The following is a 20,263-nucleotide window of genomic DNA, read 5'->3' as shown; positions in this document are numbered from 1 at the left end:
CGGGGATAGGCAGTTTGACCGGGCGAGGGAAGGCCCGCCCGGTCTCTATCTTTCGCGTAGGCGCTAGACGGGCCAGAAGCCCTTAAAGATCAATCGTGATTCTCACCCGGCGGGCCTCCACGCCTGCTGCAGAGGCAATGCGAAGCTTGCTGCTTTCCACCAGTTCGCGGAGCAAGTGATTCTGACCCACGGCTGAGGCATCGCCTGCGGCAAAGGGGGCGGGAGATTCGGCTGCGCCTCTTCCCATGTAAAGCTCTTCGTCCGTCACGCCGAGGGCGGCGGCAACGGCTTGGAGGCTTTTAATGCGCGGCGCCGTTTTTCCTGTTTCCCAAGCCCAGATGCTCGGTTTGCTGAGCCCGGCAAGCGTTGCCAGCCCGGCAAGGCTGAGGCCGCGCTCCTCGCGGAGGCGGCGCAGGCGAGCCGCCAGCGGTTCGCGTTCTTCGGACGCGCCAATAAGGGTGGGAGAAGCCAGATCCGACGGTAAAGGATTGCGAAGCTGAGCCGCGCTTAGCACAGCTTGGGAAAGCGGGTCATCGAAACGACATCCATAAAGCGTATCGCTGCGCCATACGATCGTCGCGGCCACAGCTGAACTTTCAGGCAGGCTAATGGTAACGCTCTGACCAAGTGGCAGATCAAGCCCCATTTCGACCAGCATTCCCGTCGCCGACAAATTATGGACCAGCACCGAGACCGTGCTCCCGGCTTCAACCATTCCTTCTGTTGTTAAATTCAAACGCAAGCGTTCAGCAATGCGCTCGTCGGTTGCGGATGGGGCTTTCGGCCCGCTCATGCCAGATGTAACCATATCCCGCTCGCCTTCGCAAAAACGAGCTTGCGGGGATATTAATGGTTATGGTTAACGAAGCTATTCGTTCACGCCTCTTTGTATAAAAATGGGGCTTTGCTTTCATTTCAGAAAGGTGAAAGGGAAGCTTATCTTGTTCAATAGATGACCTTTTTTCTTTGATCTGTTCTGGACATTGAGAATAAGAAGGGTGCGCTTCTCTGGCGGTCAGAAAAATCCATCTTATTGGTCAATCCCTGCCATTCGATAGCGATTAACGACTGCGCGATTGCGCCCCCCAACGTATCACCCGGGCCCAGCAGGATGATGACGTCAGGCGCATACTCCTTAACGGCGACCTGCACCGACAGAGCGAAATCATAAGGGGCGAGTATCTGGTGCCCGAAACTATAATCCCACATCGCGGCGGGATCGCTCGAATGGCGCCGCCAGATATGACCCCTGCCATCGACAAGGGAGATCATGGGTTTCGCGAACAGCGAGGGCGGAAGCTGCGTTTGCGCCTTGTCCGCGCTCCCCTGCATCAGTGGCGTGTGAAAGGGGCCATGCCCCGCAAGCCGCAGCGGGTCGCGCCCCGGCGTCGGCGGCGCTTCGGCGAGCAAGGCGGCAAGCCCCGCCTCGTTGCCTGCAAAGAGCAGCATCCCGCCGAGGTCGATCGACAGCGCCAAAGCATGCCCCGGCCGCGCGGCGATGTCGGCGACGCGCGCGAACATCGCATCGCGCAGCCCCGGAACGGCGCGCCAATCCTCGTCGACGACCTGGAACAGGATTTGCCCGCCCGGCCCGTGCGCCTGGCTGTTCGTCCCCATCGCATTGGCGATACGAAAGCCGTCGGCAACCGACACCGCGCCGCCCATCGCGAGCGCGCTGTACCAGCCCATCGAATTGCCCGCGACGGCGACAACATCATAGGCTTCGCGGTCGATGCTCAGGAAATCGAGGATCGAGGCCGAATAGATCAGCGGTGCCGCGACATCGCCGCGCATGTGGGTCGAAACGCTGAAGCGTTCGGCGCCGTCGAGTTCGCTCACCGTCGGTTCGCCGCGCGCTGCGCGCTGCGCGTCGAAATCGGCGATCAGTTCGGCAAAGCGGTCGCCATGCAGCCGCGCGATGCTGCCGAGTTCGGCCTTGCCATAAGTGCCGCGCCCGGGCGCGATGACGAGGGCGGACTTGCGCGCGCTCATGCCAAAAGCTCCTTCGCCGCGGCGACGATCGAATCGCGGCTCGGCAGCGTCAGCGTCGCCGCCTTGCCGAGCGGAATGAAGCTGTCGTCGGCGGCGATCCGCGCGAGCTTCCGCTCTGGCGCGCGCTCGGTGAACAGCGCCATCAGCGCCTCGCTCTGCGACCCGGTGATCCGGCATTCGTCGACGATCAATATGCGCTTTGCGTCGCCGACCGCCGCGAGCAGCCTGTCCTCATCGACCGGGCCGAGCCAGCGCAGGTCGATTACCCGCGCCTTGACGCCGTCCTCGGCAAGCAGCCTTTCGGCCTGCCGCGACAGGTAATAGCCATTGCCATAGCTGACGATGGCAAGCTCGGTGCCGTCGCCATGGACGCCGACCTCGCCGAGGCGGATGGGCGTTCCCGCCCCCGGCGCTTCATAGATGCTGGTCCACAGGCCGTCGCCCTCTTCGTGCAGGTCGCGCGTCATATAGAGCGCGATCGGTTCGACGAAGACGACCACGCGCTGCTCCTCGCGCGCAAGGCGGACGCATTCGCGCAGCATCGCCACGGCATCGCGCCCGTTCGACGGCACCGCCAGGATGACGCCCGGAATGTCGCGGAACACCGCGAGGCTGTTGTCATTGTGGAAATGGCCGCCGAAACCCTTTTGATAGCCGAGCCCCGCGATGCGGATGACCATCGGGTTCGTATATTGACCGTTCGAAAAGAAACTGAGCGTCGCTGCCTCGCCGCGGATCTGGTCCTCGGCATTGTGGACATAGGCGAGGAACTGGATTTCGGGCATCGGCAGGAAGCCGTTATGCGCCATGCCGATGGCGAGGCCGAGGATTGCCTGTTCATCAAGCAGCGTGTTGACGACGCGCGCCGATCCGAAGCGCTGGTGCAGCTTTGCCGTAACATTATAGACGCCGCCCTTCGGCCCGACATCCTCGCCCGCAACGACAATTTCCTTGTGCGCGAGCATCAGGTCGGCGAGCGCCCACGAGAGCAGCCGCGCCATGTGCATCGGCTTGTCCATCTGCCCCGCGTCGCTGCCGAACATCGCTTTGCGGTCTTCGTCCGACGGCGTGTTGACGCGCGGCAGGTCGCGCTTCGGCGGGACGATGCTCTCCATCACCGCCGCGGCGGTGGTCAGCTTGGGACGCTTTATCGCCGCTTCGGCCTGCCGCGCGAGCGTCGCGCCGATATCCTCATAGGCGTCGGCGATTTCGGACGCGCTCATCCAGCCCTGTTCGACCATCAGCGCCGCACCGGCGAGCAGGGGATCGCGCGCCTCGTCGGCTTCGATCAGCGCCTTGGGCAGATAGGCGCCCTGCACGTCGGAGCCCGCATGGCCGTAAAGCCGTACCGTCGCCATGTGGAGGAACACGGGTCTGCGCGTCCGCCGCGCAAAATCGGCCGCCTCTTTCGCCCCGGCGTAGGCCGACACCAGGTCGGTGCCGTCGCACTGGATATAATGCAGCCCCGCGCGCTGGCGGAACTGCGCCTCGATCCATCCCGTCGGGGTGCGCGTCGAAATGCCGATGCCATTATCTTCGCACAGGAAGATAATCGGCATCGGCGTACCCTGATGCGCCGCCCAGCCCGCCGTGTTGAAGGCACCTTGTGCGGTCGAATGATTCGCCGATGCATCGCCAAAGCTAGCGAGCACGACCGCGTCGGAGGGGAGCGGCAAGTCGCACATCTCCAGTTTTCGGGCGATTCCGATCGAAAAGGCCGCGCCGACCGCTTTCGGAAGGTGCGAGGCGATGGTCGAGGTTTGCGGCGGGATATTGAGCGGCTTTGACCCGATCACCTTGTGCCGCCCGCCCGAAATCGGGTCTTCGGCCGACGCGGCGAAGCTCAGCAGCATGTCCCAGTTCGGCGTCTGTCCCGGCAACTGGCGCGCGCGGTGGAGCTGGAAGGCATTCGAGCGATAGTGGAGAAAGGCCATGTCGGTAACGCGCAGCGCCGCCGCGACCGCGGCGTTGCCCTCATGCCCCGACGAACCGATCGTATAGAAGCCCTCGCCGCGCGCCTGAAGGTCACGCGACAGCCGGTCCATCTGGCGGCTGGTCAGCTGCGACAGGAAGATGTCGACCGCATCGGCGCGCGGCAGACCTGCCGCCACAGGATCGGGGGCATCCGACCTTCGTGCCAGCGCGCCCTGCGTCAGCGCTGCCAGAAATTTTTCATGCACCGCCTGCGCTGCGTCCACTTGGCCCTCCGTCTGTTGCGCGCATGATCGTTGCGCCTGTAACGAAATTCATTTCACCAGGCGGGCTAAAGCGCCGGTGCGTCCGGCACAAGCCTCTCTTGCTTCTGCTGTGGGTTGTGCGTGACAATCGCAGTGATGAACCGATGAATGGCGTCTGGCGCACGAGGAGTTTGCAGAGCCTTTGGATGGCGCTGAAACGGAGGTTGTGGCAGGGGTGAGCAAACCCGTGTATTCGCTGCCACGCGAACTCGAAAGGACAATATGACCGCGACTGAAGGACTTGTTCGCCTCGCGCGGAGCGTGACCGAAGCGCTGCACCAGCGCCGCTCGGTCCGAGCCTTTTCCGACAGGCCGGTAGAGCCGGCGCTGCTCCGCGACATTCTTGCTTCAGCCCAACGCGCACCATCGGGCGGAAATCTCCAGCCCTGGCAGGTGGTGGTGCTCTCCGGCGCCCCTTGGCAGGCGGTAAAGGATGCGGTTGCCGCGCGTATTGCATTGGGGCGCGAGGGCTATCAGCCGGAATATGACATTTATCCCAAGCACTTGGTCGACCCGTGGCAATCACGGCGCTTTGGCGTGGGCGAGGCGCTTTATGGCGCGCTTGGCATTCCGCGCGAGGATAAAAAGGCACGGCTCGCTCAATTCATGGACAATTACCGGGGTTTCGGCGCACCGGTGATGCTTTTCCTCCATTGTTCGCGCATCATGGGGCCGCCGCAATGGGCCGATATGGGCATGTGGATGCAATCGGTGATGCTGCTGCTCGTCGAGGCGGGACTTGCCAGTTGCCCCCAGGAATGCTGGGCGATGTATGGCGAGACGGTGCGCAAGACGTTGGGCCTCGATGATGGGCAGATTTTGTTCAGTGGACTTGCCATCGGCTATGCGGACGGCGATGCACCGGTGAACCAATGGCCGGTGCCACGCGCCGCGCTGGAAGATGTGATCGAATGGCAGGGGTTTGATATATGATCCGCACGCAAAAATGGATGTGCTATGGCGCAGTGGTCCCGCTGATGCTGGTGGTGGCCTGCTGTACAGCGGTGCCGACGCCTGAGGCGCCACCTGCGCCCGTCCCGACGCCTGCTCCCGCGCCTGTCGTTACAGCGCCTGCCAAACCCTGGACCGATCGCGCGCTCAATGCAGGGGCCTGGCGCTATGACGCAGCCAGCCGCATGGCGCGTTTCGTCCCCGCTAGCGGCAATGCACCGCTTGTTACGCTGGCCTGCACGGGGGGAGCGATCCGTTTGACCGCAAACATGGGGAGTGGCGCCCAGCCAGTCGATGTCGCGCTTAAAACGAGCAGCGGCACCGACAGCCTCCGCTTTGTACAGGACAGCAGCACGATTGGCGCCGGCGACCAGCGGCTTGACCGCATCGCTTTCAGCCGCGGGCGTTTTGCGCTCGAGGCCCCTCACGGCCACGCCTTGACTTTGCCTGTACAGTCCGAACTTGGCCGGGTTATTGAGGATTGTCGCGGCTAGGCAAAGCAGCGGTCGGTCGGTGTGCGAGGTTAAGCGCCCAGTCGGACCGTACCACCCTTGATCCAGCCCCAGCGGCAAGGACCCTGATACTCGCGTTCATTTCGCACGGCGCGTGTGATGCCGCACATATCGGGGTCGGTGCCGGGCGCGGAAAAGACAATCCCGAACCATGTGTCGTCCTCGGTGGCTTCACAAACCGATACGCGGGTGCCGCCAGCCAGCCGGGCTTTGACGACGCGCGTTTCGCCGGGAGCCCAATATACCTCGGTTCCCCCATCCTGAACCCGGCTGATGCTCGAACAAGCGGGAAGACTGGGGCCTTCGGTGCCAATCTTCACTGCGCGTGTTGCAATGGGATCACCGGCCATCGGCGGCGCATTGTCGACGGGTGGAGGCGGCTCTGAACAAGCTGTGAGCGCCAGCGTAGCTAGCGCAGTGAGGGGGAGGGTGCGGGAGAGGAACAGCGGGGCTTTCATGGCGATGAAACTAGCTGGCGCGCGGCGTGGGCGCAACGGGCGTTGCAGGGTGTAGCCAAAAGGCGTTTTTGCTTGGGTTTTTCGGGGGCGGAGCCTATATAATCATCATGACGAATATGCCCGAAAATGCCGCGCCCGAAGGTGCATCGAAACAAGCCAATACCAACAGCTATGGCGCTGAGTCCATCAAGGTTCTGAAAGGGCTGGACGCGGTTCGCAAACGGCCCGGCATGTATATTGGCGACACCGACGATGGATCGGGTCTGCACCATATGGTGTTTGAAGTGTCCGACAATGCGATAGATGAGGCATTGGCGGGTCATTGTGATCTGGTGCTGATCACGCTGAACCCCGATGGGTCGGTCAGCGTCGAAGATAATGGTCGCGGCATTCCGACAGGAATTCATGCGGAGGAAGGCATTTCGGCCGCTGAAGTCATCATGACCCAGCTCCACGCAGGCGGCAAATTTGAAAACACCAGCGACGATAACGCCTATAAGGTGTCGGGCGGACTGCACGGCGTTGGCGTCAGCGTCGTCAATGCGCTCAGCGAATGGTTGGAATTGACCATCTGGCGCGATGGCGAAGAACATTGGATGCGCTTTGAGCATGGCGATTCGGTCGCGCCGCTGAAGGTCACCGGTCCGGCCCCTGCGGGCAAAAAGGGAACGCGCGTTACCTTCCAGGCTTCGACCGACACCTTCAAAAATGTCACCGAATTTGACTTCCAAAAGCTGGAGCATCGCTATCGTGAGCTCGCTTTTCTGAATTCAGGCGTGCGGATCAAGCTGGTCGATGCGCGTCATGCCGAGCATGAGGTGCATGATCTTTATTATGAAGGCGGGATCGCGGCGTTCGTCAAATTTCTCGATCGCAACAAAAATCCTCTGCTGCCCGATCCGATTGCAATCAGCAGCGAGCGCGACGGAATCGGTATCGATGTCGCGCTTGAGTGGAACGACAGCTATTATGAAAATGTCCTCTGCTTCACGAACAATATCCCGCAGCGCGACGGTGGCACCCATTTGGCGGCCTTTCGGGCGGCGCTCACGCGCACTCTCAACAACTATGGTGAGAAATCGGGCATTCTCAAGAAAGAGAAAGTCAGTCTGACAGGCGAGGATATGCGCGAGGGGCTGACCGCCATTGTCTCGGTCAAATTGCCCGATCCGAAATTTTCATCGCAGACCAAGGACAAGCTTGTGTCTTCGGAAGTGCGTCAGCCGCTGGAAAGCCTGATGGCTGACCGGATGACCGAATGGCTGGAAGAAAATCCAGCCTATGCCAAGGTGGTGTTGCAAAAGGTCATTGATGCCGCGGCGGCACGCGAGGCCGCCAAAAAAGCGCGCGAACTGACGCGGCGCAAAGGGGCGATGGACATCGCATCGCTTCCCGGAAAATTGGCCGATTGTCAGGAGCGCGATCCGACCAAATGCGAATTGTTTCTGGTCGAAGGGGATTCGGCAGGCGGTTCGGCAAAGCAGGGTCGAGATCGCCATGTTCAGGCAATTTTGCCGTTGAAGGGCAAGATTTTGAACGTCGAACGCGCGCGTTTCGATCGGATCATCTCTTCAAAGGAAGTGGGAACGTTAATCCAGGCGCTTGGCACCGGGATTCGCGACGAGTTCAATCTGGAAAAGCTGCGCTATCACAAGATTGTGATCATGACCGACGCCGACGTCGACGGGGCACATATCCGGACGCTTTTGCTGACCTTCTTCTACCGGCAAATGCCCGAAATCATCGAAAATGGGCATCTCTATATCGCCCAGCCGCCGCTGTATAAGGTCGCGAAGGGGCGCAGCGAAGTCTATCTCAAGGACGACAACGCCCTCGAAAATTATCTGGTCGACGCCGGCATCGACGCCCTCCTCTTGGAAACGGCAGGCGGCGCGCGTTCCGGTCAGGATCTGCGGGCCTTGATCGACCATGGACGACGGCTTCGCGCATTGATGCGCTATATTCCGCGCAGCCTCGATCATGGTCTGGTGGAGGCGATGGCGCTTGCCGGTGCGCTCGACCCCGACCTCGACGCCGGCGGGCGGCACAGCGCCGCTGCAACAAGTGCGGAATGGCTGAACGGCGCCGAAGTCGCACTGAACGGTAATGGCGAAGCCAAATGGACGGTGACCCCGGCGGAAGGGGGCGGGTATATAATGGAACGCCGTTGGCGTGGGGTGAGCGATCATCATGTGATCGACACCGCATTTCTGGCAAGCCAGGAAGCGCGCCGTTTGCACAAGCTCGCGAGCGAAGAGGCTGACACCTATGCCCGCCCCGCGCGTTTGGTGAAAGGAACGGCGAACCTTGCTACCGATTCTAGCGAAGGCGACAATAGCGAGGCGAGTGTTGCGTCCAGCATAAAGGCTGTAGCCGTGACCCGGCCATCGGAACTGCTTGAAGCTATTTTCGCTCACAGCCGCAAAGGGCTGGCGATCAGCCGCTATAAGGGGCTGGGCGAAATGAATGCTGAACAATTGTGGGAAACCACATTGGATCCGGAAAATCGTTCGCTGCTGCGGGTCGAGGCCGAGCAGGCCGATGTCGCGCATGAGATTTTCGAGCGCTTGATGGGCGACGAGGTGGAGCCGCGTCGCGACTTTATTCAGACAAACGCTTTGTCGGTGGCCAATTTGGACGTCTGATCGGTTCATCCATCAGCCGCGATTTTGAACCAGCATACCGCCGTCCGCTTGCTTGCGTGCGGCGGCAGTGCTTCACCGCCCCTGCCTTGAACCAAGGGGAGGGCCTATGCGACGCTCTATCGCAATTCTAGCATCGATGTTGCTGATCGCGCCGGCGGCGCCCGCGGCGGCACAGGATAATGCCAGCGACAGCGAAGCGATATTCGGCAGCGGCACGGCCAGCTATTATGGCAGGGAACTGGCTGGAAACCGCACCGCCAGCGGCGAACGCTTCGACCCGAATGCATTGACAGCCGCGCACCGCACCTTGCCCTTTGGTAGCCGGGTTCGCGTCACAAATATGGACAATGGTCAAAGTGTGGTGGTGCGGATCAACGACCGCGGCCCCTTTGCCCATGGTCGTGTGATCGATGTCAGCCATGCTGCTGCGCGAGAGATCGGCATGCACCGCAGCGGTTTGGCTCCGGTCAGCATGTCGTTAATCGACGAGGATAATCTCGCCGATTAAATAGAGCGACATCCTCAGGGGCGGCCCGAAATGCCGTGTTTCCCGCATTTGGTGGCTCAATAGCGTCCCCTTAGAAGGGATCACGGATAGACCCTTGTGGCGGGCACGGGGACGGGCCACATCCTGACCATGGTGCTTCCCGCCCCCTTTCTTCAATGGTTCACCGCGCGCGGCTGGCGGCTGCGGCGGCATCAGGCGGAGATGCTGGCGGCGGCGGAACGGGGCGAGCATGCCCTGCTCGTCGCTGCGACGGGGGCGGGTAAAACGCTCGCCGGCTTTCTTCCCAGCCTTGTCGATCTCGCCGCTCACCCGACAGAGGGGCTACACAGTCTTTATATTTCCCCGCTAAAGGCACTCGCTGCCGATGTGGAGCGCAACCTAGGCGCGCCGATCGCCGAGATGAAGCTGCCGATCCGCGTTGAAAGCCGCAGCGGCGATACGTCGTCGGACAAAAAGGCGCGGCAGCGGGCCAAACCGCCCCATATCCTGCTCACCACTCCCGAATCCTTGTCGCTACTGCTTTCCTACCCCGACAGTTTTGCTCTCTTTGCCGATCTGAAAACGGTGGTGATCGACGAGATTCACGCCTTTGCCAGCGGAAAGCGTGGCGACTTGCTTAGCTTGTCGCTTGCCCGGCTCCACCGTATCGCGCCCGGCCTGCGCAGGGTCGGCCTGTCGGCGACCATCGCCGATGCCGGTGCCTATCGACGCTGGCTCGCTCCCGGCGGCGCAGAAAAACAAGTGACGCTTGTCGAAGGCGAAGCAGGGGCTGACCCGGATATCGGAATATTATTGCCGGAAGGGGCGGTGCCTTGGGCCGGCCATTCGGGCCGTTACGCGGTGCACCAAGTCATGGCCGAAGTGGCGCGCAACCGCACCACCATTATTTTCTGCAACACGCGCGGTCTCGCCGAACTGATCTTTCAGGAGCTTTGGAAGGTCAACGATCTGTCGCTGCCCATCGCCATCCATCACGGCAGCCTCGACCGCGAGGCGCGGCAACGGGCGGAGCAGGCGATGTCCGAAGGGCGTTTGCGTGCGCTCGTCGCGACCTCCAGTCTCGACCTGGGGCTCGATTGGGGAAATGTCGATTGCGTCATCCAGATGGGTGCGCCCAAAGGCTCCTCACGGCTGCTGCAGCGCATCGGTCGGGCCAATCATCGCCTTGACGAGCCAAGCCGCGCCTTGATCGTCCCCGGCAATCGCTTCGAATATCTGGAGGCGCGGGCGGCCCTCGATGCCGTCGAGGCGGGCGAACGCGATGCCGATCATTTTCGTCCTGGCGCGCTCGACGTTCTGGCTCAGCATGTCATGGCGCTCGCATGCGCGGCGCCTTTTCAGGAAGCTGAGCTGCTAGCCGAAATCCAGAGCGCGCATCCCTATCGCGGGATCAGTGCGACCCAATTTGCGCGATTGCTCGCTTTCGTTCGCGACGGTGGCTATGCGCTTAAAAGCTATGACCGTTTTCGCCGTCTGGCGCCCGACGACAAGGGCGGATGGCGCATATCGCACCCGCGGCTGGCGGCGCAGCATCGTCTGAATGCGGGGATAATCGTCGATGCCCCCACGCTGGACGTGCGTTTTCGCAACGGGCGTCGGCTGGGGACGGTTGAGGAATATTTTGCGAGCACGCTGGCGCCGGGGGACACCTTTGCCTTTGCGGGCCTGAGCCTGGAAGTCGATGCGATCCGAGATAGCGATCTTTATGTTCGCGCCACGGCACGGCCCGCGCGCATTCCTTCCTATGTCGGCGCGCGCATGGCGCTCTCGACCCGGCTTGCCGATCGCGTGCGGGCCTTTTTGGCCGACCCCAACAGTTGGAAGCGCTTTCCTGATGATGTGCAGGCGTGGCTGCGAATGCAGCAGCGGCGCTCGGCTTTGCCCGGGCAAGACGAACTGCTGATGGAAACATTCCCGCATGAGGGCGCGCATTATCTGGTCGTCTATCCGTTTGACGGATGGAACGCACATCAGTCGCTCGGCATGCTCATCAGTAAAAGGATGGAGCGTGCGGGTCTAGGGCCGCTTGGCTTTGTCGCGTCGGATTATGCCCTGGCGCTCTGGTCGTTGCGTCCGGTGACCGACCCTGCCCCCTTGTTTGAATCGTCGATATTGGAGGATGAGTTTGTCGAATGGGTGGAAAGCTCTCACCTGCTGAAGCGCGCTTTTCGTGAAGTGGCGGTCATCGGCGGCTTGATCGAGCGGCAACATCCCGGCAAGCGCAAGACCGGGCGGCAGGTAACCTTCTCGACCGATCTGATTTTTGATGTTCTGCGCAAATATGAACCCGACCATCTGTTGATGGAGGCGGCGTGGGCCGATGCGCGCGAACGGTTGACCGACGTCGGACGATTGGGAGATTTGCTCGACAGGGCTGCGGGCACCATGGTGCATCGCGCGCTCGATCGCATCAGTCCGCTTGCCGTGCCGGTTCTGGTATTGATCGGACGCGAAAATATCGCGGCTGCAGATGTCGATGATGCGCTGCTCGGTGAGCTTGCGGACATGCTTGCGGCGCAGGCGATGCAGGGCGATTGACCGCTATTTGCGCCGAAAGCAAAAGAGGCGTAATATCGCTACGGGATGGAGGGTGATGTCATGGCGTACATCGGACCCGTCAGGTCTACGAGTTGCTGGACGGTGATTTTGGCTGCACCGCTGCTGTGCGGTGCGATGTCCTTGGGGTCGCCTTCAGCACCCGCTTCTTCACCTCTTTCCTCACCTGCCCCCGCGAGCGGGGAACTGGTCCCCGTCATCCAACCTTTCGATCTCGATGCAACGCGGCGCATGGCTGTGCCAGTGATGGTGGAAGGGAAGGGGCCATACAGTTTTCTGGTCGATACGGGCTCTGAACGCACGGTGATCGCGCGCGAACTGGCGCAGCGGCTGAAGCTGGCGGACGGGCAAAAACTGCGCATTGCCACCATCGGCAGTTCGACCTTGGTCCCGTCTTTTCAGATCGCTTCGCTGGAGATGACCCATTTGCGGCTGAGGCCCTTTGATGCGCCCGCGCTAGCGGGACGGCATATTGGCGCCCCCGGGCTGATCGGGGTCGATATGCTCGAAAATCAACGGGTGCTGATCGATTTTCGTGACGAAACGATGCAGATCGTCGAAACCGCTCCCCGCGCCCGCCCCGTCATTCGCGACAGCGATGCCATTGTCGTGACAGCCAGAAACAGCGCGGGCCGGTTGATCCTGTCCGATGCGCGCATTGCTGGACGACGCGTCGATGTTATCGTCGACACGGGCGCGCAGACGAGTGTCGGCAATCCCGCGCTTCAGCGTCTGATTCTCAAGCGTCGCGAAAATCGCCTGCCGCTCTTTCCTGTCGTGCTCAACGCCGTGTCGGGTGAACAAGTTACAGCGCAGCGCACCATTCTCAAGCGCATCCGTATCAACGGCGTGGACGTTACCGACCTGCCGGTTTCTTTTGCCGATGCCCATGCGTTTCACGCGCTTGGACTGGGTGATCGACCGGCCTTGTTTCTGGGAATGGATGGGCTGGCTGTGTTTGACCGGGTGGAGATGGACTTTCCGAATAAGCGGATCATTTTCGATTTGCCCGACGATGCGGGGGCGCGTCCGTTGATCCGCCGGGGCTGGGGTAGCCGACTGGACGTTTAGGCCAAGGAGCACAGGCGGGGATCGGATGGGCGCTTGTCGTTGCCCCTTGTGCTTGGCATATCCGTACCATGCCTGCCGCCCCCACTTTTGTCTTTGCTGGCGATGATTTTGTGCCACTGGCGGAGCGTGCGCTTTTCTGGCCACGCCAAGGCGCGCTGATCGTTGCCGATCTGCATCTGGAAAAGGGCAGCTGGTATGCGGCGCAGGGGCAGCCGCTTCCTCCCTATGACAGCCAGGATACGCTCGACCGGCTCGGAGCACTTGTCCAGAAAATGGGCGCGCGGGCTATCTGGTGTCTGGGCGACAGCTTTCACGACCGGCATGCCGACACGCGGATCGCGCCCGCCGCCGCTGCACGCCTGCTGGCGCAGACCAGCGCGACGCGGGTGACTTGGGTCGCGGGGAATCATGACGGGTTGACTGGCGGGGCCTGGGGCGGCGAAATCGCCGATGAACTGTATATCGACGGGCTGGTCCTGCGCCACCAAAGCAAGCCGGGGGAGCGGCGCCCCGAAATCTCCGGGCATTTTCATCCCAAACTTCGCATCAATATCCGAGGGCGGCCGGTATCGCGCCCGTGCTTCGCCGCTGATGAGCAGCGACTGATTCTCCCGGCCTTTGGCAGTTTGACGGGGGGGCTTGATGTCGCGGACCCGGCGATCGGTAAAAATTTTACCGGTCAGGCCTATCACGCGATGCTGGTCGCCGGGGACCGGCTGCTGCGGTTCCCCTGTCGGCCACCTCGGTCGATGACGTTACGGCAAGCTTGCAACGGCGCGATTTAAATGGCGAAAAAACGGCGGAATACTGCGGTTTTTCCTGTGGCCTAAAAACATCACCATTTGAAAAGAATGGCATTTGGCTGCGTTGAGCGACTGGATTGGCGCTGCGTTTTGGGTATGACTTGGCAGGCAACGAAAAAATTAAATGTTAAGAGGAGAGCCGACCATGAAATCATCTTCCCTTCACGCTGGACGTCTTTTGCGTAGCAGCGCATTGGGCATGTCCTTGGCAGTCGCTGTCGCGGCGGCCCCCGCTTCGGCGCAGGATGCAGACGCCAACCCGCAGAATGAAGCCTATGACGACAGCGCCGTCATCGTCGTGACCGCGCAGGGCCGTTCGCAGCTCTTGTCGGACGTCCCCGTGGCCATTTCGGCGGTCAGTGCTGAAACGCTACAGAACAGCGGCGCCAATGACATTCGCCAACTCAATCAGGTGGCGCCGTCGCTGCTCGTATCCTCAACAGGTTCCGAAGCCAATGGCTCGGCGCGTATTCGCGGCATCGGCACCGTGGGTGACAACCCCGGTCTTGAAAGCTCGGTCCCGGTGTTCATCGACGGCGTTTATCGCTCGCGCTCGGGCATCGGGCTCAACGAGCTTGGGGAAATCGACCGCGTAGAGGTGCAGCGCGGTCCGCAAGGCACCCTGGGTGGCCGCAATTCCTCGGCGGGTCTGATCAGCATTTACTCGAAAAAGCCTGAGTTCCAGTTCGGTGGATCGGGCGAAATTACCTATGGTAATTATGATTACTGGCGTCTTGGTGGCAGCATTACCGGGCCGATCAGTGACACGCTCGCCGCACGCCTCGATGGCATTTGGGTCAAGCGCGACGGCTTCTATAAAGATGAAGCCAATGATACGCGGGTGAATGACCGCGATCGTTATTTCCTGCGCGGTCAATTGCTTTTCGAACCGACCGACGCGCTGTCGGTGCGCTTGATCGGCGATTATACCTATCGCGACGAAAAATGCTGCGCGGCGGTTTTCATCGACAATAGCGTCAACCCCTTAATCGGGGATTTGAACAATCCGTCGAGATTGCCGGGTGTGCCTTTGGCGGGCAACCAGAATAATATCATTCAGGTTCTTACCGATCTGGGGCAAGATCCCAGCGCTTTCAGCCAAGGCTATGACCGCAATATTTCGGTTACGCCGGGACGCAGCTATGCTGGTCAGACCAAGGATTATGGCTTCTCGGGCCAGATTGATTATGATTTCGGCGGTGCAACGCTGACCTCGATCACCGCCTATCGCGAATATCGCTCAAGCCAGGCCGGCGATCTTGATTATGGCACGGTCGATATTCTCTATCGCGCCGACGACCCCGACACCTATCGCCAGTTCCATACCTTTACCCAGGAATTGCGCTTGCAGGGAGAGGCTTTCGACGGCAAGCTCGACTGGCTGGTCGGCGGTTTTTATGCGAACGAAAAGCTGACTGTTCGCGACAATCTGCGTTTCGGCGAGGATTATGGCAAGTTCGCGGCGTGCCGTCTCGTCACTGGGTCTACACTGGTGCCGTTCTACGACCCTAGCACCACCAACTGCATCAGCCCTACGGGACAATTCGCGCTGGGTAATAACCTGATTCCGACGCTGCCGACCGGCGTCGGCCCTCTAATCTTGGCAGGGGTAAATAATCTAGCGTCGATTAGCGACCGCGGAAGCATAAACGACGTCTATCGCCAGAACGGCAAGAATTGGGCGCTGTTCACGCACAATATTTTTCACATCACCGACAAGCTTGATTTTACCTTCGGTGTCCGGTACACCAACGATAAGAAGAAGTTTTCGGCGACCTTTACCAACGACAATACCGCTTGCGTCGCCAATCAGGCATTGTTCGAGCCGTTGCTCAGCGGCCCTCTCGCAGCTACCGCTGCAGGCATATTGGGCCTGAGTTGTCAGGGCAACTCAACCTCTGAACTTGACGGCGTGTCGATCCGCGACAAAAGGAGCGAGGACGAATGGACCGGGACGGCCATTCTTTCTTACAAGCCGATTCATGATCTGATGCTCTATGCCAGCTATTCGCGTGGCTATAAGGCCGGGGGTTTCAACCTCGATCGTTCGGCACTGAAGCCACCTGTGATTCTGGCCGGAGCGAATTCCAGTTCCAGTTTTGCCGCCGTCGGTGGCGCGCAAGCGTTGGTCGGCAATCTTCAATTCGATCCCGAACAGGTAAACAGCTATGAGTTGGGCGCCAAATATGCGACCGGACCTTTCAGCCTGGGCCTGACGCTCTTCCGGTCGGATTTCGAGAATTTCCAGCTCAATACCTTCAACGGCTCGACCTATATCGTCCAGACGATCAACGGCTGCACCAGCGATCTTGCTGGCGGCGATCGTGATCAGAGCAAATTCACGGGCGCGCCCAATTATAATCCGGCCGCAGCGACTACGGGGGCTTGCGCCGCCGAGGATGTTAGCTGGGGCGTGCGCTCGCAAGGCTTTGAGCTCGAGGCGTCGCTGGTCCCGGCGCGCAGCTTCCGCATGACGGCGGGTCTGACCTATGCGCGCACCAAATATCGCGACAATCTGGTTGGCAACAGCGCAGGCGATCCGCTCGATCAGGCGCTGCGCAAGCTGCCCGGCGACAATATGTCGAACGCGCCCGAACTGGTCGCGACGGGCAGCATCGCCTGGACGCCCGATATCGGTAGCAGCGGCATGACCGGTCTTGTGTATCTCGATGGCCGCATGACCAGCGATTATAACACCGGGTCCGACCTGTTCCCGCAAAAGGAGCAGGATGGCTATGCGATCATCAACGCACGCGTGGGTCTGCGCGGCGCGGATGAGAAATGGGGCATCGAATTGTGGGCGCAGAATCTGTTCAACAAACAATATGCGCAGGTTGCCTTCAATTCACCCTTCCAGGAAGGGGCAACCTCAAGCGGAACAGCCTTTGCTGACCCCCAATATCCCGGCGGGCGCCAGATTTTCTCGATGTTCCTGGCCGAACCCAGGACCTATGGCGTGACGCTGCGCGGCAAATTCTGATCGCGCATCACTCCCCGGGGTTCAAAAGCCGCCCGTTGGTTCCGACCAGCGGGCGGTTTCTTTTTTCTGGCGTCCTTTCCGGCATATGGCATAGGAAAGCGCGAATGTTCGTCATCGACTCCCTGCTCGTCAAAATTGCGCTGATCGGCGTGATTGGTATTGGCGCCCAATGGGTCGCATGGCGGACCAACAAGCCGGCTATCGCGCTGATGCTGATTGCCGGCATTATTGCCGGGCCGATCTTGGGGTTAATCGACCCCGAACGCGACTTCGGGGATCTGCGCGAACCGATCATCAAGCTGGCGGTCGCAATCATCCTGTTCGAAGGCGGGCTCAGCCTGAAATTCCGCGAACTGCGCCAGGCGGGCTTGGCGGTTTTCATGCTCGTTTTTGTGGGTGTCCCGATCGGCTGGGCGCTGGGAACCGCTGCGGCCTATTATGGCGCGGGTCTGCCCTTTGAACTGGCCGCATTGTTCGGCGGCGTGATGGTCGTCACAGGCCCAACGGTGATTGCCCCGATGCTCCGTTCGCTGAACATCGCGCCGCGCGTCAAGCATATGCTGAAATGGGAAGCGATTGTGAACGACCCCATTGGGGCGCTGCTTGCGGTCGCAATCTATGCCTATATTACCCATGGCGGGGCACAGGCTGATAGCATCGGCATTGCGACGGATGTCGTGGCCGCGTCCATGGTCGCCATATTGCTGGGCGGGGCAGCGGGTTTCGCGCTGACCGAAGCTTTCCCACGCGGGTGGGTGCCCGAATATCTGAAGGCGCCGGTGCTGCTCACCACGGTTATCGCCGTGTTTGTCCTCTCCGATCTCATTCTGCATGAAACCGGACTGATCACTGTCACGGTGATGGGCGTCGTCATGGCGAACCGCGAAACCTATTCGACCCATATGCTCCAACGCTTCAAGGAGGATTTGACCGTCCTCCTCGTCTCGGGCGTATTCGTCATCCTGTCGGCGACGCTCGATTGGGAAGTGGTGCAGAATTTCCAGCTTCGCTTTGTCATCTTCCTGCTTCTGCTGCTGTTTGTCGTGCGGCCGCTGACGATCATGATCGCGCTGCTTTTCACGCGCATCCCGTTCAAGGAACGGCTGTTCGTCGCTTGGATCGCGCCGCGCGGTATCGTCGCGGTCGCCGTGATCGGCCTGTTTGCGCTGCGCCTGACCGACTATGGCATTGCCGGGGCCGAAGCGCTGGTGCCGCTCAGTTTTGGCGTAGTGATCGCGACCATTCTTGCCCATGGTTTCACGGCGGCGGCTTTTGCGCGCTGGCTGGGGCTGGACCGGGGCAAGGGCGATGGCGTTCTGCTGGTGGGCGCCAACAGCTGGACGATCGCTTTTGCCGAATTTATCAAGAAGCAGGACCGCAAGATTTTGATCGCCGACCCCAGCCAGCTCGCGCTGCGGCGGGCGCGGCGTTCCGAAATTCCGGTCTATTATGGCGACATATTGGACGAGGCGCATGACGACAGCCTCGATATGGGTGAATATCAGCAGCTGATCGCCGCGACCGATAATGACAGCTATAATGCGCTGGTGTGCAGCGAACTGGCGCCTGAAATCGGGCATGACCGGGTCAGCCGGATGATCGGTGCCTCGCGCAACGGCAATCAGCGGCGGGGGCGGGTCTTTACGCTGGCGGGCACGCCGATCGAAACCCAGCTCGATCGGCTGCAGGCAGGCTGGAGCTTTGGGCGTACGCGGATCACCGACAAATTCAGCTATGCCGATTTTGTCGAGCGGATGAAGGCATCGGGCGGCGACAGCCTCGCGGTGGTTCGGGCTTCGGGGGATTTGCTGATCTTTTCGGCGCAGCATCGCCCCAGCATCGACGCGGGCGATACGATCTGGACCTTTGTCCCGCCCGATATTCCCCAACCGCGCAAGGCGGCGGATGTTGACGAAAGTGCCACGCAAGGCGTTTGACGCGGGCGCTGCTGCGCCCCTTTAATTCAGCGGGCGCGGGCGGCCTGGTGGGTGATGTCGGTCATCAGCTTGTTGAACAAGACGGCGCCAGCGGTTCCGGAAGTTTTCAACGCGCGCTCGCAATCGATCAGCCGGGTCATCAGCCGGGCGATGCGCAGCGAGTCCCAGATGTGAAGCTGGGCGGTAACCGCATCTTTTTCTTTCCAGAAAATGCCGCTGCTGCGCGCGGAAACGACGGTTGCGGGATGCGCTCCGCTGTCCACTTCGGCACGCAGCCGAGCGAGCGCCAGCGTGCGGATGGCGAGGGCGCGAATGATGCGGATTTCGGCAATTCCCACCGCCGCTGCCTTGGCGAGCATCGCAGGCAGGTCGCGCACTTTGCCGCCGAGCGCGACATTGATGCATTCGCTGACATCTTCTTCATGCGTCGCCGCGCCCAAGGTCGCGATATCCTCTGGCGTGACCTGCCGCTGCCGTTCGGGCGCGGCGTCGAGATAGAGGGCGATTTTCTCAATCTCGCGCCGCATCAGCGTCTGGTCGCCCGAGACAAGATCGACGATCAGCTGGGCCTCGCTGTTGGCGAGCCGCAACCCCTGTTCCTCGGCCGCCTTCATCGCAATGCCGACCAGCGCGCGGCGGTCGGGCTGATAGCAGATGGCGGCCACGGCGGCATCGGCGCCCTCGACCATTTTGACCAGCTTTGACCGGGCGGTCACCGATGCGCCGACAGCGATGACCGGATTGACAACTTTGTCGGCGGCGAGCAGCGCGTCGAGCGCGGCGAGGCAATCATCGCCGCTGCCCGAAATGTCGAGGCGGATCACTCGCTGCGGCGAAAAAAGCGAGAGCGAAGCCGCTTCGGCGGCAAGCAGCGCCGCATCCTGCGACAATTGGGAAGAGGAGAGGGCGACCCGTTCGGCGTCACTCCCCGCCAGACCGATCAACCGCCCGGCGACCGCCTCCATCGTCGCGTCATCAGGCCCGGTGAGCAGGGTGAAGCGGGTTGCAGGGTCGAGGCGCGTCAGCCGCTCCAGTTCCTGGGGCTTGACGCTCTTCATTGCCCTTGGGGAGCGCCGCCGCCCCGGCTGGCGAACACCGCGACGCGCGCGACAATCTGGTCAGCAACCCCCGAAGCCAGCCGTTCGAGCGCGGTCGATTCGGCGGCGATGGTCGCATATTCGCTGCCCACGACGTCGATCCCCGCATCCTGCGCGGCCGTCGCATCAAGCAGCACTGCGCCGCTGGCAACATCGACAAGCTGATAGCGGGCGCGCAGCGTCCGCCGCTCGCGCGTCACCGCATCGTCAGAGCGCACCCCAAAGCCGGTAATCTCATCCTGCAACCGAACGTCGAGGCGCAGGCGGCTGCCCGCGCCTTCACCGCCCTGCGTCGGCTGAAGCCGGTCGCGCAAGGCGTTACGGACCAGCCAGCCCGAATGACCTTCAATCGGGGCGACATCGATATCGGCGAGCACGCGCGCGACTTCGCCTTTATTGCCCTCGGCATAAAGCGGTCGCAGGCCGCAGCCGCCAAGGGCCAGGGCGGAGGCGGTCAGAGCGGAAAGAAGGAGGATGCGCATGGTGTCAATCTGACCTAGATATCCGCTTGTGTCG

Annotated in this window: 15 protein-coding genes; 9 read left to right on the top strand and 6 right to left on the bottom strand. The window is 61.3% G+C overall.

Annotated elements, in window-relative coordinates:
* Positions 1-82: 82 nt before the first annotated feature.
* From JV18_RS0109570 to JV18_RS0109560, 3 genes are all read right to left on the bottom strand, one after another.
* On the bottom strand, positions 83-793 hold the full coding sequence (locus tag JV18_RS0109570) for a helix-turn-helix domain-containing protein (RefSeq protein ID WP_033074306.1): 711 nt from the start codon (positions 791-793) through the stop codon (positions 83-85).
* A gap of 152 nt (positions 794-945) precedes the next feature.
* Positions 946-1,992, bottom strand: a complete 1,047-nt coding sequence (locus tag JV18_RS0109565; protein WP_033074305.1) for an acyl carrier protein — start codon at positions 1,990-1,992, stop codon at positions 946-948.
* Positions 1,989-4,190, bottom strand: a complete 2,202-nt coding sequence (locus JV18_RS0109560; RefSeq protein ID WP_033074304.1) for a dehydrogenase E1 component subunit alpha/beta — start codon at positions 4,188-4,190, stop codon at positions 1,989-1,991. Before JV18_RS0109560 ends, JV18_RS0109565 begins: the two co-directional genes overlap by 4 nt.
* A 261-nt stretch (positions 4,191-4,451) precedes the next feature.
* Here JV18_RS0109560 and JV18_RS0109555 point away from each other — a divergent pair, with 261 nt between their 5' ends.
* Entirely contained in the window at positions 4,452-5,162 is a 711-nt protein-coding gene (locus JV18_RS0109555; protein WP_052071871.1) for a nitroreductase, read from the top strand.
* The gene (locus tag JV18_RS0109550) at positions 5,159-5,674 is read left to right on the top strand and encodes a hypothetical protein (protein WP_235303091.1); all 516 of its coding nucleotides are present in this window, start codon (positions 5,159-5,161) and stop codon (positions 5,672-5,674) included. The genes JV18_RS0109555 and JV18_RS0109550 overlap by 4 nt, the downstream gene beginning before the upstream one ends.
* Before the next feature lie 29 nt (positions 5,675-5,703).
* Here the strand turns inward: JV18_RS0109550 and JV18_RS14710 are convergent, their stop codons facing one another.
* A complete protein-coding gene (locus JV18_RS14710) occupies positions 5,704-6,150 on the bottom strand; it encodes a hypothetical protein (RefSeq protein ID WP_144243916.1) in 447 nt (148 codons plus the stop codon).
* A 107-nt stretch (positions 6,151-6,257) separates the two neighbouring features.
* Between JV18_RS14710 and gyrB the strand changes: the two genes are divergently transcribed.
* From gyrB to JV18_RS0109510, 7 genes are all read left to right on the top strand, one after another.
* Positions 6,258-8,795, top strand: coding sequence for a DNA topoisomerase (ATP-hydrolyzing) subunit B (gyrB, locus tag JV18_RS0109540; RefSeq protein WP_033075202.1), 2,538 nt, complete (start codon positions 6,258-6,260; stop codon positions 8,793-8,795).
* A gap of 106 nt (positions 8,796-8,901) precedes the next feature.
* Positions 8,902-9,303 (top strand): septal ring lytic transglycosylase RlpA family protein, encoded by a 402-nt coding sequence (locus tag JV18_RS15645; RefSeq protein ID WP_033074303.1) that lies wholly within the window; start codon positions 8,902-8,904, stop codon positions 9,301-9,303.
* A gap of 129 nt (positions 9,304-9,432) precedes the next feature.
* Positions 9,433-11,841: a ligase-associated DNA damage response DEXH box helicase gene (locus JV18_RS0109530; RefSeq protein WP_033075201.1), complete on the top strand. Its 2,409-nt coding sequence runs from the start codon at positions 9,433-9,435 to the stop codon at positions 11,839-11,841.
* Between the two features lie 249 nt (positions 11,842-12,090).
* Positions 12,091-12,930: a retroviral-like aspartic protease family protein gene (locus tag JV18_RS0109525; protein WP_235303083.1), complete on the top strand. Its 840-nt coding sequence runs from the start codon at positions 12,091-12,093 to the stop codon at positions 12,928-12,930.
* Between the two features lie 68 nt (positions 12,931-12,998).
* A complete protein-coding gene (pdeM, locus tag JV18_RS0109520; RefSeq protein ID WP_052071869.1) occupies positions 12,999-13,715 on the top strand; it encodes a ligase-associated DNA damage response endonuclease PdeM in 717 nt (238 codons plus the stop codon).
* A gap of 163 nt (positions 13,716-13,878) precedes the next feature.
* Positions 13,879-16,713 (top strand): TonB-dependent receptor, encoded by a 2,835-nt coding sequence (locus JV18_RS0109515; RefSeq protein ID WP_081944761.1) that lies wholly within the window; start codon positions 13,879-13,881, stop codon positions 16,711-16,713.
* Positions 16,714-16,817: 104 nt separating this feature from the next.
* The gene (locus JV18_RS0109510; RefSeq protein WP_033074302.1) at positions 16,818-18,650 is read left to right on the top strand and encodes a cation:proton antiporter; all 1,833 of its coding nucleotides are present in this window, start codon (positions 16,818-16,820) and stop codon (positions 18,648-18,650) included.
* A 26-nt stretch (positions 18,651-18,676) separates the two neighbouring features.
* Here JV18_RS0109510 and holA read toward each other — a convergent pair whose 3' ends face one another.
* Together holA and lptE are read right to left on the bottom strand one after the other, a co-directional pair.
* Positions 18,677-19,708, bottom strand: a complete 1,032-nt coding sequence (gene holA / locus JV18_RS0109505) for a DNA polymerase III subunit delta (RefSeq protein ID WP_033074301.1) — start codon at positions 19,706-19,708, stop codon at positions 18,677-18,679.
* Positions 19,705-20,229: an LPS assembly lipoprotein LptE gene (lptE, locus tag JV18_RS0109500; RefSeq protein WP_033074300.1), complete on the bottom strand. Its 525-nt coding sequence runs from the start codon at positions 20,227-20,229 to the stop codon at positions 19,705-19,707. Before lptE ends, holA begins: the two co-directional genes overlap by 4 nt.
* Positions 20,230-20,263: the final 34 nt, after the last annotated feature.

The sequence above is a fragment of the Sphingopyxis sp. MWB1 genome, from assembly GCF_000763945.1.
Lineage (GTDB): Bacteria > Pseudomonadota > Alphaproteobacteria > Sphingomonadales > Sphingomonadaceae > Sphingopyxis.
The sequence above is the reverse complement of the archived record's forward strand: the minus strand, read 5'-3'. Positions and strand labels throughout refer to the sequence as shown.

Coding starts and splice junctions, on each gene's coding strand:
- gyrB (WP_033075202.1), top strand. CDS start 6,258: ATGACGAATATGCCCGAAAATGCCGCGCCCGAAGGTGCATCGAAACAA.
- lptE (WP_033074300.1), bottom strand. CDS start 20,229: ATGCGCATCCTCCTTCTTTCCGCTCTGACCGCCTCCGCCCTGGCCCTT.
- JV18_RS0109530 (WP_033075201.1), top strand. CDS start 9,433: ATGGTGCTTCCCGCCCCCTTTCTTCAATGGTTCACCGCGCGCGGCTGG.
- holA (WP_033074301.1), bottom strand. CDS start 19,708: ATGAAGAGCGTCAAGCCCCAGGAACTGGAGCGGCTGACGCGCCTCGAC.
- pdeM (WP_052071869.1), top strand. CDS start 12,999: ATGCCTGCCGCCCCCACTTTTGTCTTTGCTGGCGATGATTTTGTGCCA.
- JV18_RS0109525 (WP_235303083.1), top strand. CDS start 12,091: ATGGCTGTGCCAGTGATGGTGGAAGGGAAGGGGCCATACAGTTTTCTG.
- JV18_RS0109510 (WP_033074302.1), top strand. CDS start 16,818: ATGTTCGTCATCGACTCCCTGCTCGTCAAAATTGCGCTGATCGGCGTG.
- JV18_RS15645 (WP_033074303.1), top strand. CDS start 8,902: ATGCGACGCTCTATCGCAATTCTAGCATCGATGTTGCTGATCGCGCCG.
- JV18_RS0109555 (WP_052071871.1), top strand. CDS start 4,452: ATGACCGCGACTGAAGGACTTGTTCGCCTCGCGCGGAGCGTGACCGAA.
- JV18_RS14710 (WP_144243916.1), bottom strand. CDS start 6,150: ATGAAAGCCCCGCTGTTCCTCTCCCGCACCCTCCCCCTCACTGCGCTA.
- JV18_RS0109515 (WP_081944761.1), top strand. CDS start 13,879: ATGAAATCATCTTCCCTTCACGCTGGACGTCTTTTGCGTAGCAGCGCA.
- JV18_RS0109570 (WP_033074306.1), bottom strand. CDS start 793: ATGAGCGGGCCGAAAGCCCCATCCGCAACCGACGAGCGCATTGCTGAA.
- JV18_RS0109565 (WP_033074305.1), bottom strand. CDS start 1,992: ATGAGCGCGCGCAAGTCCGCCCTCGTCATCGCGCCCGGGCGCGGCACT.
- JV18_RS0109550 (WP_235303091.1), top strand. CDS start 5,159: ATGATCCGCACGCAAAAATGGATGTGCTATGGCGCAGTGGTCCCGCTG.